The following is a 15426-nucleotide window of genomic DNA, read 5'->3' on the forward strand; positions in this document are numbered from 1 at the left end:
GCGCCACCGGCCGGCATCCGGGGGTGTTCTCGCCATGGCGGCGGGCCCCACTTCTGCCTTGAGTCCCACCTCGCCCGACTATCAGACTGAGTGTGCTTTTCGAAACACTTTTGGACGCCGTGCCCAATATTGAACTCAGCGGTAACGTTCGCAGGCTAAGGTCTAGTTTCATCAACGGCATACCAGGAGATGCCGGTGCACGTGCGACCGGCGTCCCTCGACTGACGGGAGTGGTGCGTGGGCAGGGACTGGCGTGGGTGAGGCAGGTGAGGTGGGCGGTCCCTCCAAGGGCGGCCCGTTGCGGGTGGCCCTGCTGTCCTACCGGAGCAAGCCGCACTGCGGCGGCCAGGGCGTCTACCTCCGGCATCTGAGCCGGGAACTGGTCGATCTCGGGCACACGGTCGAGGTGATCTCCGGCCAGCCCTACCCCGAGCTCGACCGCGAGGAGATCACTCTCACCAAGCTCCCGAGCCTGGACCTGTACCGGGACGAGGACCCGTTCCGCACCCCGTCCCTCGGCGAGTTCCGCGACTGGGTGGACGTCCTCGAGTTCGCGCACATGAAGACGGGCGGCTTCCCCGAGCCGCTGACGTTCTCGCTGCGCGCCCTGCGCCTGCTGAAGCGGCGCCGGCGCGACTTCGACGTCGTGCACGACAACCAGGTCCTCGGGCTCGGCAACCTCGGCATCTCCCGGCTCGCGCTGCCGCTGGTGACGAGCATCCACCACCCGATCAGCGTCGACCGGCGGATCGAGATCGAGGCCGCCCGCGGCATCAAGCAGAAGCTCGGCAAGCTCCGCTGGTACGGCTTCGTCGGGATGCAGGCGCAGGTGTCGCGGCGGATCGGCCCGGTGCTGACGGTGTCGGAGTCGTCCAAGGTCGACATCGTCAAGGACTTCAAGGTCGACCCGCGCGACATCGAGATCCTGCCGCTCGGCGTCGACACGCGCATCTTCCACCCGCGCGGCGAGCGCGTCCCCGGCCGGATCGTGGCGATGGCCAGCGCCGACGCGCCGATCAAGGGCGTGGACGTGCTGCTGCGCGCGGTCGCCAAGGTCGCCACCGAGCGGGACGTCCACGTGGTCGTCGTCAGCAAGCCGAAGCAGGACGGCCCGACCGACAGGCTCGTGCGGGAACTGGCGCTCGGCGACCGCGTGCGGTTCGTCAGCGGCATCAGCGACGACGAGCTGGGCGAGCTGATGGCGTCGGCGGAGATCGCCGTCGTCCCGTCCCGCTACGAGGGGTTCTCGCTGCCCGCCGTGGAGCACATGGCGTCCGGGACGCCGCTGGTCGCGAGCCGCGCCGGGGCGCTGCCCGAGGTCGTCGGCGACGCCGGTATCCTCGTCCAGCCCGGGGACGTCGAGGAACTCGCCGCCACCCTGCACCGCCTGCACGACTCCGCCGAGGAGCGGGCAAGGACGGGCGCCGCGGGGCTCGCGCGCGTACAGGAGCGTTTCGCCTGGCCGGCCGTGGCGCAGGCCACCGTCGAGCACTACCGGGCGGCCATCGCCCAGCAGGACTACCTGCGGCTGGCGGCCCGTGCCGACCAAGCACGGGGCAAGTAGCGGGACGCCTGCCGGGCGCCCCTGTACGGAAGGAGCACGACCCTGCTGACCGTGGATTTCCAGCAGTTCCGCCTCACCCCCGGAGACCGCGTCCTCGACATGGGATGCGGTGCCGGACGGCACGCCTTCGAGCTGTACCGACGGGGTGCGCGCGTCGTGGCCTTCGACCAGGACGCGGAGGAGCTGGCGGGCGTCGAGAAGATGTTCGGGGCCATGCGCCTCGAAGGCGAGGTGCCCGCGGACGCGACCGCCGAGACCGTGCAGGGTGACGCGCTCGACCTGCCGTTCCCCGACGACCACTTCGACGCGATCATCGCGTCCGAGGTGCTGGAGCACATCCCCGACGACATGCGGGCGATGCGCGAGCTGCTGCGCGTCCTCAAGCCGGGCGGCAAGCTGGCGGTGACGGTGCCGAGCTGGCTGCCCGAGCGGGTCTGCTGGGCGCTGTCGGAGGACTACCACACCGCGCCCGGCGGGCACGTGCGGATCTACACGCGCGCCGAGCTGGAGGCCAAGCTGAAGTCGGTCGGCTTCAGGGTCGGCGGCCACCACCACGCGCACGGCCTGCACGCCCCATACTGGTGGATCAAGTGCGCGGTGGGCGTGAACAACGACGGCCACCCGCTCGCCAAGGCCTACCACCAGGTCCTCGTCTGGGACATCATGAAGCGGCCCCTCGCGACCCGGGTGGCCGAGCGGGTGATGAACCCGCTGATCGGCAAGAGCGTCGTCGTGTACTTCGCCAAGCCCGCGACGCCGGGCACGCCCGCGGCCCCGGCCAAGGAGACGGCGGATGCGGTCTGAGACCGTTCCGCCCTCGGTCCCGGGGGTCCTGACGCAGGCCGACGTCGTCGCGACGGCGCGGAGCATCGCGGCGCAGCAGGAGGAGTCCGGCGCGATCCCGTGGTTCTCGCCGACCGGCGGCGTGCCCGGCCACGTGGACGCGTGGAACCACGTCGAGGCGGCGATGGCGCTGAGCGTCGCCGGGTTCGGCGCGGAGGCGAGGCGCGCCTACGAGTGGCTGCGCGGCGTCCAGCGGCCGGACGGGTCGTGGCCCGCCAAGTGGGTGCTCGGCGAGGTCACCGAGCCGGGCGGCGAGTCCAACCACGCCGCCTACCTCGCGGTCGGCGTCTGGCATGAGCTGGTGGCGACCGGCGACGCGGCCTTCGCGCGGCACATGTGGCCGGCGGTCCGGCGGGCGATCGACTTCACGCTCGGGCTGCGGACCCGGCGCGGGGAGATCATCTGGATCCGGCACGAGAACGGCGAGCCGTCCGACCACGCGCTGCTGACCGGCTGCTCGTCGATCTACCAGTCGCTGCGCTGCGCGGTCGCGCTCTCCGAGCACCTCGGCGAGCCGCAGCCGGAATGGGAGCTCGCCGCCGACCAGCTCGGCCACGTGGTGGCCGCGCACCCGGAGGCGTTCGCCGACAAGAGCCGCTGGTCGATGGACTGGTACTACCCGGTGCTCGGCGGCCCGGTCCGCGGCGCGGACGCGGCGCGGCGGTTCGACGAGCAGTGGGACGCGTTCGTGGTGCCCGGGCTCGGCTGCCGCTGCGTGTCGGACCAGCCGTGGGTGACGGCGGCGGAGAGCTGCGAGCTGGTCCTCGCGCTCGACGCGGCCGGCGAGCGGGACCGCGCGCTGGAGCTGTTCACGACCGTCCAGCATCTCCGGCACGAGGACGGCTCGTACTGGACGGGCTGGCAGTTCGAGAACGAGCGGCACTTCCCGGGGGACCGCTCCACCTACACGGCGGCGGCGGTGATCCTCGCGGCGGACGCGCTGTCGGACGCCTCCCCCGCCTCCCGGCTCTTCAAGGAGATCGCGGGACGGCCCCTCGGGCCCTCGGAGGCGTCCGATCCGCTCGCGTGCGGGTGCGCGCTCGTTCCGGCGGCGAACCGCGGCTAGGCGGGCGTGAGAGGGTCGCTGTCGCCGACGCGTTCGAGGACGCGCAGCGACCCTTCCACCCGTCGTTCCTCGAAGGCTCCGCTCGCCAGGGCGCGCAGGTAGACGTGGTAGGGCGGCTGGCCGCCGTCCTTGGGGTCGGGGAAGACGTCGTGTATGACGAGGGCTCCGCCGACGGCGACGTGCGGGGCCCAGCCCTCGTAGTCGCCTTGCGCGTGCTCCTCGGAGTGCCCGCCGTCGATGAACAGCAGTGCCAGCGGCGTCCGCCAGAACGCCGCCACGGTGCGGGACTGACCGACGATGGCGACGACCTCGTCCTCCAGGCCGGCCGCGGCGATGGTCTTGCGGAACGTGGGCAGCGTGTCCATCCGGCCGGTTCTCGGGTCGACCAGGGACGGGTCGTGGAACTCCCAGCCCGACTGGTTCTCCTCCGAGCCGTGGTGATGGTCGACGGTGACCAGGATCGTCCCCGCCGTCCTGGCCGCGGCCCCCAGGTACACGGCGGACTTGCCGCAGTAGGTGCCGACCTCCAGCATGGGGCCGGTCTCCGCCAGCAGGGCCCCGTAGTGCAGGGCCGTCTCGTACAGGGCGCGGCCTTCGCCGTCCGGCATGAAGCCCTTGGCCGTGCGCGCGGTGCGCAGCAGGTCGGCGGGCATCGCGGGGGCGGCCTGGGCGGTCGTCCCCGGCTCGGTGGACGCCTTGGTGTGGGTCATCGATCTCCTCCGTCGGGGCACCCTACTATCCGCGCCGGATGGGGTGAGATGCGAGTCTTGCCCAGGCAGACTGGAACGTGTTCTACTTTCGGGGGTGATCGCCGTCTTCCGAACCAGGTTCGGTAGGTTGGCGGTCACGGTGCATCCTTGAACGGAGATGGCGATGAGAGTACGAGTCGACCCGCTGGTGTGCGAGGCGAACGCCGTGTGCGTCGGGCTCGCACCCGAGGTCTTCGACCTCAACGACGACGACGAGCTCCAGATCCTCCAGCCGGACGTTCCGGCGGAGGAGCAGGACCGCGTCCGGCACGCGGTGCGGTCGTGCCCGAAGGCCGCGCTGTCGCTGGAGGACTGACGCGCCTCCCGCCCCTCCCCCGCCTGCTGTTCGAGTAGTTCGGCCTGTGGGCGCGACGGGGCCGTCCCGCCCGTATCATCTTTCGGTGATCAACGGTTTGGGGACGGCCCTGGCCGCGGCGGCGCTCGCCGCGCCCCTCGCCATCGCGTCCCCCGCGAGCGCCGCTCCCCGCCCCGTCCGCAGCCACGACGTCCGCATCCACGACGTCCGCATCCACGACGTGCAGGGCGCCGCGCACGTCTCCCCGCTGAACGGCGCCAGGGTCGCCCGGGTCCCCGGCGTCGTGACGGCGAAGACCGTCAACGGGTTCTGGATGCAGGACCCTCGTCCCGACCGGAACACCGCGACGTCCGAGGGCGTCTTCGTCTTCACCCGGAACCGGCCGGGCGCGGCGGTCGGCGACGCGGTCCGGGTGGACGGCACGGTCCGCGAGTTCCGCCCCGACGGCGCGTCGTCCGGCGGGCTCACCCGCACGGAGATCGACGCCGCCTCGGTGGCCGTCGCCGCCCGCGGGGCGGCCCTGCCGCCGCCGGCCGTCCTCGGCGGCCCGCACGGACGCAGAGCGCCCACGCGCGTGGTCGACCGGGGCCACGGGAACGTCGAACGCGGCGGGGCGTTCGATCCGCGCCGTGACGGCCTCGACTTCTACGAGGCCCTCGAAGGCATGCGGATCGGGATCGGCGACGCCGTCGCGGTCGGCCCGTCCCGCTACGGCGAACTGCCGGTGCTGCCCGCGAACGGCGCCGGGGCCGGGACGCGGACCGCGCGCGGCGGCATCCTGCTCCGCGACGGCGACGCCAACCCCGAACGGGTCATCCTCGACGACGCGCTCGCCCCGCTGCCCGGCATGAACGTCGGCGACAAGCTGCCCGGCGCGCACCACGGCGTCCTCGACTACTCCTACGGCGACTACAGGCTGCTGCTCACCGCGACCCCGCGGCGCGCCCCGGGCAGGCTGTCCCGGGAGACGACCCGCCCGCAGCGTCCCGGGGAGATGGCCGTCGCCACCGCCGGGCTGGGCGGGCTGGACCCCGACGCGCCGCCCGCCCGCTTCACCGCGCTCGCCGACGACATCGTGCGCGGCCTCGGCTCGCCCGACCTCATCGCCGTCACCGGCGTCGGCGACAACAGCGGACCGGACGACGACGGCACCGTCGCCACCGACCAGACCGTCGCGCAGCTCATCACCGCGATCAGCGCGGCGGGCGGCCCCGCCTACGACTGGCGCTCGGTGGACCCGCGCGACAACGCCGACGGCGGCAAGGACGGCGCCAACGAACGGTCCGGGTTCCTGTTCCGCACCGACCGGGGGCTCGCGTTCGTCGACCGTCCCGCCGCGGCGGAGCCGGTCCCGGAGGAGCCGCCCGACCGGCCCGACCCGGCCGTCACCGCGGTCAAGGCCGTCCGGCGGGGCGGCACCGCCGGGCTGACGCTGAGCCCCGGCCGGATCTCCCCCCGCGACGCCGCCTGGGCGGGCGCGCAGAAGCCGCTCGCCGGGGAGCTGACCTGGCAGGGCCGCCGCCTCATCGTCATCGCGAACCGGTGGTACCCGCGCACGGGCGACGACCAGCCGCTGTTCGGCCGGAACCAGCCGCCGTCCCGGCCCACCGAATGGCGCCGCGACGCGCAGGCCCGCGTGGTGGCGGGCTTCGTGAACTCGGTCCGGAAGGTGGACGCGAACGCCCGCGTGATCGTGGCCGGCGACCTCAACGCGGGCGGGACGTCCCTGCCCGTCCAGACTCTCGCCAGGGGCGCCGGGCTCGCCGGCCTCCCCGCCGAGCGGCCCCCGGGCGACCGCTACACCGCGGTGTCCGGCGGCAACGCCGAGGACCTCGACCACATCCTGCTCAGCGCGTCCCTGGCCGCACGCAAGCACGAGTTCGACATCGTGCACCGCAACGCGGAGTTCGCGGAGCGGGCCGGCGACCGGGACCCGACCGTGGTCCGCATCGACATGTCCGGGAAGTAGGCAGGCTCCCCAATTTGGGAGCCACCAAAAAGATCGTCACGGCACATCCCCGAATGCCGCCGGTGTTTTCTCCTCGTATGGCCGGGCAACGACGGATCGTCATACCCCCCACCCGGAGGAGACGCCTTCATGGCGACCAGATATCGGCCGCACTTCAGCCTGCTCGGCCTCGTCTACACCATCGTCGGCGTGTTCGTCGCCTGGGACCGCGGCTACATCAACGAGAGCTTGGTCGAGCGCGTCGTCAGCGCGCTGCTGGCCGTGTTCCTCTGGATCCTCGTCCTGCTCGGCGTGGACTTCCACATCGACTTCTGACCCCCTGGCATCGACTTCCGACCCCCTGACAGGGCACGGGCCGTCCCTCTACCCCCCCCGGGACGGCCCGTGTCCTCTACGACAGGTGCACATCGCGCCTCGGCCATAGACCGCAAAGTGGGCAAAAGGTTACGTTCCGCCCATGACGAAAAAAGACTGCAGTTGCGGACATGGCGGCGGATGCTCGTGCCCGAAGGGCTGCTCCTGCGGGTGCAACGGCTGACCCCCGCCGGAAGACCGGCCCGGCTCGACGACGGGAACCGCCACGGTCCTCCTACCTGGGAATGGGCGCGTGCCAGAGCGTCGGGGTCCCGTGGTCGGTTCCCGTAGCCAGGACGTTGGCTCCCATGGTGGCCAGCGCGGTGAGCCGCTGGTCGCCCGGGCCGCTGAGCCCGCCGACGTCGAGTCGGCGCCAGGTCGTCCCGTCGGTGGACGTCAGGACGGCGGCGTCGTCGCCCGAGCTCGCGGTCACGATGAAACCCTGCGGGGCGGGCGTGACCGCCGTGGCCGTCACGCCGGGGCCAAGGTTGCGCTGAGCCCACGTCGCTCCGGCGTCGGTGGAGACCAGCGCGGTCGCGGTCGCCGAGAGCGCCACGAGGGTCGCGCCGTTGACCGCGACCTGAGTCAGCGGCGCGGTGAACCCGGGCGGCAGTTGAGCGGCCGTCCACTTCACGGCGTCGGGGGACGTCCAGATGGCGGGCGCCTTGCCGCGGACGCCGACCGCCACGTACCTGCCGGTCGTCGCGGTCACGTCGGACGGGACGCCGTCGAGCCCGGCCTGCCTCCAGGTCCGCAGGTCGGTGGAACGCCAGGCCGCGCGCGGGCCCACCGCGACGTAGCCGGACGGTCCCGTGGCGACGGCCACCGGCGGCGGCCCGGCGGGGAACGCGGCCTTCTGCCAGCTCAGCCCGTCCTGCGAGGTCAACGCCAGGGTGGCGGGCGACGCGCCGGACGCGCTGCCCACGGCCAGCCAGCCGCGGTTCCCGCGCACGGCGTCCGCCAGGCGCCCGCGGGCGCCGGGGAGCTGGGCGCGCGTCCACTGCAGGCCGTCGGGGGCCGTCCAGATCGCGGCGCCGCCGTTGGTGCCGCCCACCGCGACCGACAGCCCGGGGGCGGTGGCGAGCGACCTGATCGAGCGCTCCGCGTGGACGGCGCCCGGCACGGTGCGCAGGTCGACGCCGTGCAGGTAGGCGTCGTCGCCCTGGCGGCCGGAGAGCACGGGCGCGCCGCCGGCGGCGACCGTCAGCCCGCTGCCGACCACGGGCGCGGGGGCGCTGCCGCCCGGCTGCCACGTGCGGCCGTCGGCGCTGCGCAGGATGGCGTGCGAACCCTTCGCGCCGCGCACGACGACGGCGAGGCCGGCCCGCGTCCCGCCGAAACGCTCGATCCCGGATCCGGCGAACCGGCTCGCGACCTGCCATCTCTGGCCGTCCGCCGAGGTGAACAGCACCCCGAACCGCGTGGTCTTGCGGCGCTTCTTCGAGCCGGTCGTCCGCTGGCCCTCCCGCACGGTCGCGAACCCGCCGGGACCGGCCGCCAGGCCCTTCGTGGGGCCGTAGGAGCCCTGCGCTTGGGGCACCTGCACGGGGGCCCAGGTCCGGCCGCCATCGGCGGACCGCCAGAAGCCCTCGCTGCGCACGGTCCGCGTGACCTTCTTGCGGCCCTTCTTCTGCGTGACCTTCCTGGAGTACGTGCCGTGGGCCACGACGGCGTTCCCGGTCGCCGCCACGCGGTCCAGGCCGGTGATTCCCTTGACGCCGTCGATGCGCTGCCATGCGCGTCCGTCGGCGGAGGCCCATGCGATGGCGCGCCCCTGCGAGGCGCCCACGGCGACGAACTCCTGGCCAATGCGGGTCAGGTCGTTCACCTGGTCGGACGGCGTGAAACCGGCGTCGAGGGGACGTCGCGTCCAAGTCTTGGCGTCGTCGCTGGTCCACGCCACGGTGCCGTTGCCGGGCGTCCGGCCGAGGGCGGCCCACTGCCCGGAACCGCCGGAGATGAGGCGGGGGGTGTCACCGGGCGGAGGCGTCGCGCCGTCCGGCGTGCGGACCTCCGCGACCGTCCAGGCACGGCCGGCGTCGGCGGAGACGAGGAAGCGGGTGCGTCCGGTGCCGGGCGCGCTGTCGCCCTCGGTGCCGGCGGCGACGATCGTCCCGCCTGCGGCGGCCACGGTGGTGAGGTCCTGGACGAGGCCGTCGGTGGTGGCGGCCGGGTCGAGGGCGAAAAGCTCGTCGGCCGCCATCGGGCCGCGGATGCCCGGCTCGCCCGGGGCCTCCGCGCGCTGCGCGACGGCGAAGACCGTCCCGGCGGCGACCACGACGAGCCCGGCCCCGACCGCCGCACGCGCGCGGAACCGCCGCGACGGCGCCGGCCTCCCGGACGGCTTCCGCGCCGGGCGCCCGGCGACAAGCACGTCCCCGGGTTCGGACTTGGGGGGCTTGGACTTCTTGGGCGCAGACTTCTTGGGCGCAGACTTCTCGGGCGCGGGCGCGGGCGGGGCCGCCTTCGGCTTCTTTGACGCGGACTTCTCGGGCGCCTCCTTGGGCGCGGGCGCGGGCTTGGCCGCCTCCGGCTTCTTGGGCGCGGACTTCCTGGGAGCGGTCTTGGGCTTGGGCGGCTCGGGCGCGTCCACCGCCGCCGCGGGCGGGTCCCCCGCCCGGAGCGCGTCGTGGCTCGCCGGCCCGACGGCGCGCTCGCGGGGCGGGGCGCCGTGCCCCCAGCTCAGCCCGGCCGACCGCCATGCCTCGTAGGCGCGCTGCCAGGGCGACAGGGAGGCCCGCATGTCGGCGATGTCGCCGGCGACGCCGAACGTCAGCCGCCGCCGGATCTGGCGGGAGCCCGCCGGCTCGTCCTCGACCGTCCGCGGGGCCTCGTCCTGCTCCGGGGTCCTCGCCGTCACTCGCGCTCCTTCACGGTCCTGTCGGACCACCATCAAATCGCGCCATGGGACGTCCTGTACCGACATCCGCATGAACGGCGGCCGATGGGGCCGCTGGAGCGTTCTATCACCTCAGAGCCGAGGTATCAGACCTTTCACCCGGATAGCCCCCTTGTACGCATAACCCCGGACATGGACGATCGGCGCCCCCGCCGGCGGGTCGCCGGACACCTCCACGGACACCCCCACACCGTCCGCTTCCACACGGATACCAACCGGTACGGTGATCTCCACCGTGGACTTGTAGGCGAGCACCCGGAGCGTGGTGATCGGGCCGTCCAGCTCGGCGGACCGGAGGTCGAGCGCACCGGAGCCCTTGTAGACGACCGTCGTGAAGCGTTCCGGCAGCCGCCACCGCCCGGCACGCGTCACCGAACTCTTGTAGGCGACCTGGAACCGCCCCACGGGCCCGCCCTGGAGAGCCGACGGGACGGGCCGGCCGGACGGCAGGTCGGCGGCGACGGCGCCCAGTTCGCCGTGGGTGCGCGCGGCGAGGACCCGGTCTATGCGCTCGTCCAGCTCGGGTTCGTCCAGCCGCCCCTCGGCGAAGGCGGTGTGCAGCCGGACGAGCATCTCGTCTCGGTCGCGGTCCGACGCGCGCAGTGCGGGCACGGGATGCTGCTCGACGCTCATCGCATCTCTCCTTCGGGGCCGGCCTCCCCAGCCTGCTCCCTCCAGTCCATGGAGGGCCAAGACGCGATACATCGTAACCTGCCACCGCTCGGCTTTCGAGACATTCGGCCGGATCCCGACACGCGATCATGCTTACCGTCCATCCGGACGTCCGTCCGCTAAGTTCGGGACAGCCCGTAGATCGAGGTTGAGGGGGGACGGTCCATGGGCGGGACGCTCGGCCGCGCGCATGGCCCGTACACGCTGTACGACCTGGACGCGCTTCCCGAGGAGGGCCGCCGCTACGAGCTCGCCGACGGCTGGCTGCACGAGCTGCCCGGCGACCTGTGGCACGACCACGCGGCGGAGCAGCTCAAGGCCGTCCTCAAGGACGCCGCCCGGCAGGCCGACGCGGACGTCCACATCGCCGGCGCGCCGCAGGACGTGACGACACCGTCCGGCATCCGCAAGCCCGACGTCTTCGCCGTGGCCCGCGACGTGGCCCGCACGGCCCTCGAACGCCAGACCCGCACCTACTACGGCCCCGACCTCATCCTGGTCGCCGAGGTCGTCACGCCCCGCACGGTCAACGAGCAGACCGACCGCGTCCGCAAGGTCGACGAGTACGCCGCGACCGGCATCCCCCACTACTGGCTGGTCGACCTGGAACCCCGCCCCACCATCACCCTGCTGGAACTGAGAGACGACCACTACGAGGTGACGGGCAAGGCCCGCTCCGGCGAAACCCTCACGCTGGACCGCCCGTACCCCATCGCCTTCGACCCGGCCCGCCTCTCCGAGATGGACTAGCCCCCACCGGAGGGTGGGTCACCGGCAAGATCGTTCCGACGGTCTAGGCTCGACGGGTGTTGCTGATCACGACGCTCGACGCCTGGGAGGCCCAGGCCGGTCCGCGGTTCGTCCTGTCCGAGGCGGGGGCGGTGTGGGCGCCGGAGGAGGCCGCCCTCGCCGTCGCCGACGACGCGTTCGAGGACGGGCAGGTCGTCGCCGTCACGCTGGATCCCCTCCCCGGCGCGGTGCCGGGCCGCGGGGTGATCGACCGCACCGCGGCGGCCCGCCTCCGCTACCTGCGGCGCGGCCCGGACGGGCGCCATGTCGCGGTGCTCGACCGGCCCGCGACCGCCGAGGCCCTCGATCTCCTGCCGCACCCGGAGGGCGGCTGGTACCGGGAGACGTGGCGGTCGGAAGCGACCCTCACTCCGGGCGGCTATCCGGGCGAGCGGGCGAGCGCGACCGGCATCTACTTCCTGCTGCCGCCGGGCGAGGAGTCGATGTGGCACGCCGTCCGGTCCGCCGAGGTGTGGCTGTGGCACAGGGGCGGGCCGCTGGCGCTGCTGCTCGACGGCGACGGCGAACGTCCGTCCGGGAAGCCCGAGACCGTGATGCTCGGCGACGCCCTGGCGGACGGGCAGGTCCCCCAGGCCGTCGTGCCACCCGGCGTCTGGCAGGCCGCGCGCCCGGCCGGAGACGAGGAGGTCCTGGTCAGCTGCGTCGTCTCCCCGGGCTTCGACTTCGCCGACTTCCGCGCACTGCCGGATTCGTGAGGTACGGTGCGCAGCCCCCGTGCGTGGCCTCACCGGGGCGGCACACCGCGTGGCTCAGTCGGAGGAGAAGGCGGCGTCGAAGGCGCCCTCCGGCGGCTGCATGGCGTTGAGGGCGCGGACGAACTCCAGGGCTTCGGGGGCTCCCTGGAGGCGGTCCATGCCGGCGTCCTCCCATTCGATGGAGATGGGGCCGTCGTAGCCGATCGAGTTCAACGCGCGGAACACGTCCTCCCAGGGGACGTCGCCGCGGCCGGTGGAGATGAAGTCCCAGCCGCGCCGCATGTCCGCCCAGGGCAGGTGGGACGAGAGGCGCCCGCGGCGTCCGTCGCCCGTCCGGACCTTGGTGTCCTTGCAGTCGACGTGGTAGATCCGGTCGCGGAAGTCGAGCAGGAAGCCGACCGGGTCGAGCTCCTGCCACACGAAGTGGGACGGGTCGAAGTTCAGCCCGAACGCGGGACGGCGCCCGATCGCCTCCAGGGTGCGGACGGTCGTCCAGTAGTCGTAGGCGATCTCGCTCGGGTGGACCTCGTGCGCGAACCGGACGCCGACCTCGTCGAACACGTCCAGGACGGGGTTCCAGCGCTCGGCGAAGTCGGCGTAGCCGCGCTCGACCATCGCCTCGGGCGTCGGCGGGAACATCGCGACCGTGTGCCAGATCGAGGAGCCGGTGAAACCGACGACCGTGCCGACGCCCAGCTTCGCGGCGGCGCGGGCGGTGTCCTCGATCTCGGCGGCGGCGCGCCGCCTGACGCCCTCGGGCTCGCCGTCGCCCCAGATCCGCTCGGGCAGGATCGCCTTGTGGCGTTCGTCCGGGTTGTCGCAGACGGCCTGCCCGACGAGGTGATTGGAGATCGCCCACACCTTCAGGTCGTGCTTGGCGAGCGTCTGCAGCTTGCGCGGGATGTAGGTGTCGTCGGCGAGGGCCTTGTCGACCTCGAAGTGGTCGCCCCAGCAGGCGATCTCCAGGCCCTCGTAGCCCCAGCCCGACGCGAGGCGGCAGACCTCCTCGAACGGCAGGTCCGCCCACTGGCCGGTGAACAGGGTGATCGGTCGTGCCATGTCACGCGCTCCCTTCGACGTCGACCCAGCAGCGGGCCGCCGCACTGGCCGCGACCGCCGCGAGGACGCGCTGCACCTGCAGGCCGTCGGCGAACGACGGGCTCGGGTCGGCGCCCTCCGCGATGGCGGTGAGCAGGTCGGCCGTCTGGTGGGTGAAGGTGTGTTCGTATCCGAGGACGTGGCCGGGCGGCCACCAGTGCCCGGCGTACGGGTGGACGGGCTCGGTGACGACGATCCGGCGGAAGCCGCCGGTCGCCGCGTCCTCGTCCCGGTCGTGGAACCACAGTTCGTTGAGCGATTCGAGGTCGAACGACAGGGCGCCGGACGAGCCGCTGACCTCGATGCGCAGCGAGTTCTTGCGTCCCGTGGCGAACCGGGTGGCCTCGAACGTGGCGAGCGCGCCGGCGTCGGTGCGTCCGATGAACAGGGCCGCGTCGTCCACGGTGACCCGCGCCGTGCCGCCGCCCGGCACCGGACGTTCCCGGACGAACGTGTCCAGCAGCGCCGACACCCCGACGAGCGACTGCCCGGTGATGAACTGCGCGGTGTCGATGATGTGCGCGCCGATGTCGCCGAGCGACCCCGACCCCGCCCGGTCACGGTCCATCCGCCAGGTGAACGGGGCCGCGGGGTCGGCCAGCCAGTCCTGGAGGTACTGCGCCCTGATGTGCCGGACGGCCCCGATGCGTCCCTCGTTCACCAGCCGCCGGGCCAGGGTGACCGCCGGGACGCGCCGGTAGTTGAACCCGACCATCGACCGGACGCCGCGCTCGCGCGCCCGGTCCGCGGCGGCGGCCATCGCCTCCGCCTCCGCGACGGAGTTGGCGAGCGGCTTCTCGCACAGCACGTGCTTGCCCGCGTCCAGCGCGGCGACCGCGATCTCGGCGTGGCTGTCGCCCGGCGTGCAGATGTCGACGAGCTGGACGTCGTCGCGGCGGAGCAGCTCCTTCCAGTCGGTCTCCACCGACGCCCAGCCGAGCGACTCGGCGGCGGCGCGGGCGCGGTCGGCGGAACGTCCGGCCAGGGCGGCCATGACGGGCGTCAGCGGCGGCCCGAAGAACGGCCCGACGCTGCGCCACGCCTGGGAGTGGGCGCGTCCCATGAACGCATGCCCGACCATCCCGACTCCGACGGTCGTCATATCCTGCTCACCTCTCTGTGTCGTCTCCTGGGCCCCGGCCTCCGGCGGGCACCGGCCGCTCCTCGCTCCGCCGGGGTCGTCCGGTGCCCGGTCGGCGCGCCCGCCCGCAAGCCGGCGGGCGCGCCGGCGCCCCCGTCGCTCAGGACTCGAAGCCGAGCGGCAGGTAGGTGTCGACGTTGTCCTTGGTGACCGTCTCGGACGCCAGGGTGATCGACTGCGGCACCCGCAGCTCCACCAGGTCCGCCATGCCCCTGCCATGCGCGATGAGCCGGCCGAGCTTGATCGCGGACGCGGCCATCGTCGGCGGGTAGGTGACGGTCGCCTCCAGCACGCCGCCGCCCGACTCGATCTCCCGCATCGCGTTGGCGGACCCGGCGCCGCCGACCATGAAGAACTCCTTGCGGCCGGACTGCTTGATCGCGGCGAGCACGCCGACCCCCTGGTCGTCGTCGTGGTTCCACATCGCGTCGATCTTCTTGTGCGCCTGGAGCAGGTTGGCGGCGACCTGGTTGCCGGACTCGACGGTGAACTTCGCGTCCTGCTTCGCGGTGACGGAGTATCCGTAGGACTTCAGCGCGTCCGCGAAGCCCTTGCTGCGCTCCTGCGTCAGCGGCAGCGTCGCGATGCCCTGGATCTCCACGATGACCGGGTCCGAGACGCCCTTGCCCTTCAGCTTCCGGCCGATGTAGTGGCCGGCGGAGACGCCCATGCCGTAGTTGTCGCCGCCGATCCACGTCCGGTACGACAGCTTGTCGGGGAAGACGCGGTCGAGGTTGACGACCGGGATGCCGGCGTCCATCGCCTTGCGGGCGACCTGGTTCAGCTGCTCGCCGTCGTTCGGCAGCAGCACCAGCACGTTCACCTTCGCCTGGATCAGCGACTCGACGGCGGAGATCTGCTGGTTGATGTCGTTGGTCGGCTCGACCGGCTTGAACGTGACGTCCTTGTACTTCCTGGCCTGCGCCTCGGCGCTCTTGGCGATCGCCGCGATCCAGCCGTGGTCGGCGGCGGGCGCGGAGAACCCGAGGGTGACCTGCGTGCCCGGCTTGTCGTTGTCGCCGGCGAGCGAACCGGCCTGCGCGGCCGGCGCCGGGTCGTCCTTCTCGCTGTTGCTGGTGCAGGCGGCGGCGAGACCGCCCGCCGCGACGACGGCGCCGCCGAACAGGACGTTCCTGCGGTTCGGACGGGCGCCCTGCTGACGGGGGTTCTGCCGACGGGGGCTCTGATCGCGCATGACGTGCTCCTGGTGGAGGGATGGGGCGTCCCCCGCCGCGCTCCTCCCCGAAGGA

14 protein-coding genes are annotated in these 15426 nt (G+C 73.1%); 8 read left to right on the plus strand and 6 right to left on the minus strand.

All coding sequences use genetic code 11. The features are described from left to right. Nucleotides 1-253 precede the first annotated feature (253 nt). Genes SM418_RS00355 through SM418_RS00365 form a run of 3 tightly spaced genes read left to right on the plus strand, consistent with a single transcriptional unit; the run spans nucleotide 254 to nucleotide 3473 of the window. Nucleotides 254-1564, plus strand: a complete 1311-nt coding sequence (locus SM418_RS00355) for a glycosyltransferase family 4 protein (RefSeq protein WP_371938929.1) — start codon at nucleotides 254-256, stop codon at nucleotides 1562-1564. 42 nt (nucleotides 1565-1606) lie between these two features. Further along, nucleotides 1607-2368, plus strand: coding sequence for a class I SAM-dependent methyltransferase (locus tag SM418_RS00360; RefSeq protein ID WP_371939018.1), 762 nt, complete (start codon nucleotides 1607-1609; stop codon nucleotides 2366-2368). Further along, on the plus strand, nucleotides 2358-3473 hold the full coding sequence (locus SM418_RS00365; protein WP_371938928.1) for a prenyltransferase: 1116 nt from the start codon (nucleotides 2358-2360) through the stop codon (nucleotides 3471-3473). Before SM418_RS00360 ends, SM418_RS00365 begins: the two co-directional genes overlap by 11 nt. Here the strand turns inward: SM418_RS00365 and SM418_RS00370 are convergent. Continuing rightward, on the minus strand, nucleotides 3470-4183 hold the full coding sequence (locus SM418_RS00370) for a class I SAM-dependent methyltransferase (RefSeq protein ID WP_371938927.1): 714 nt from the start codon (nucleotides 4181-4183) through the stop codon (nucleotides 3470-3472). The genes SM418_RS00365 and SM418_RS00370 overlap by 4 nt on opposite strands. A 163-nt stretch (nucleotides 4184-4346) precedes the next feature. Here SM418_RS00370 and SM418_RS00375 point away from each other — a divergent pair, with 163 nt between their 5' ends. From SM418_RS00375 to SM418_RS00385, 3 genes are all read left to right on the plus strand, one after another. After that, nucleotides 4347-4538: a ferredoxin gene (locus tag SM418_RS00375; RefSeq protein ID WP_371938926.1), complete on the plus strand. Its 192-nt coding sequence runs from the start codon at nucleotides 4347-4349 to the stop codon at nucleotides 4536-4538. An 85-nt stretch (nucleotides 4539-4623) separates the two neighbouring features. Next, nucleotides 4624-6507: a DUF8508 domain-containing protein gene (locus SM418_RS00380; RefSeq protein ID WP_371938925.1), complete on the plus strand. Its 1884-nt coding sequence runs from the start codon at nucleotides 4624-4626 to the stop codon at nucleotides 6505-6507. A gap of 129 nt (nucleotides 6508-6636) precedes the next feature. After that, the gene (locus SM418_RS00385; RefSeq protein ID WP_371938924.1) at nucleotides 6637-6822 is read left to right on the plus strand and encodes a hypothetical protein; all 186 of its coding nucleotides are present in this window, start codon (nucleotides 6637-6639) and stop codon (nucleotides 6820-6822) included. Nucleotides 6823-7096: 274 nt separating this feature from the next. Here the strand turns inward: SM418_RS00385 and SM418_RS00390 are convergent, their stop codons facing one another. Both SM418_RS00390 and SM418_RS00395 read right to left on the minus strand, forming a co-directional pair. Further along, nucleotides 7097-9721, minus strand: a complete 2625-nt coding sequence (locus SM418_RS00390; protein ID WP_371938923.1) for a WD40/YVTN/BNR-like repeat-containing protein — start codon at nucleotides 9719-9721, stop codon at nucleotides 7097-7099. A gap of 111 nt (nucleotides 9722-9832) precedes the next feature. After that, complete coding sequence (locus tag SM418_RS00395; protein ID WP_371938922.1) at nucleotides 9833-10393, minus strand: DUF1707 SHOCT-like domain-containing protein; 561 nt, start codon at nucleotides 10391-10393, stop codon at nucleotides 9833-9835. 204 nt (nucleotides 10394-10597) lie between these two features. Between SM418_RS00395 and SM418_RS00400 the strand changes: the two genes are divergently transcribed. Beyond that, nucleotides 10598-11182: a Uma2 family endonuclease gene (locus SM418_RS00400; protein ID WP_371938921.1), complete on the plus strand. Its 585-nt coding sequence runs from the start codon at nucleotides 10598-10600 to the stop codon at nucleotides 11180-11182. Between the two features lie 56 nt (nucleotides 11183-11238). After that, nucleotides 11239-11937 (plus strand): cupin domain-containing protein, encoded by a 699-nt coding sequence (locus SM418_RS00405; RefSeq protein ID WP_371938920.1) that lies wholly within the window; start codon nucleotides 11239-11241, stop codon nucleotides 11935-11937. Nucleotides 11938-11991: 54 nt separating this feature from the next. Here the strand turns inward: SM418_RS00405 and SM418_RS00410 are convergent, their stop codons facing one another. From SM418_RS00410 to SM418_RS00420, 3 genes are all read right to left on the minus strand, one after another. Then, entirely contained in the window at nucleotides 11992-12996 is a 1005-nt protein-coding gene (locus SM418_RS00410; protein WP_371938919.1) for a sugar phosphate isomerase/epimerase family protein, read from the minus strand. Between the two features lies 1 nt (nucleotide 12997). Beyond that, a complete protein-coding gene (locus SM418_RS00415; RefSeq protein WP_371938918.1) occupies nucleotides 12998-14137 on the minus strand; it encodes a Gfo/Idh/MocA family protein in 1140 nt (379 codons plus the stop codon). Between the two features lie 139 nt (nucleotides 14138-14276). Next, nucleotides 14277-15371, minus strand: a complete 1095-nt coding sequence (locus SM418_RS00420) for an ABC transporter substrate-binding protein (RefSeq protein WP_371938917.1) — start codon at nucleotides 15369-15371, stop codon at nucleotides 14277-14279. Between the last annotated feature and the right edge of the window lie 55 nt (nucleotides 15372-15426).

The organism is Actinomadura chokoriensis, from assembly GCF_041463665.1.
Classification (GTDB): Bacteria; Actinomycetota; Actinomycetes; order Streptosporangiales; family Streptosporangiaceae; genus Spirillospora; species Spirillospora chokoriensis_A.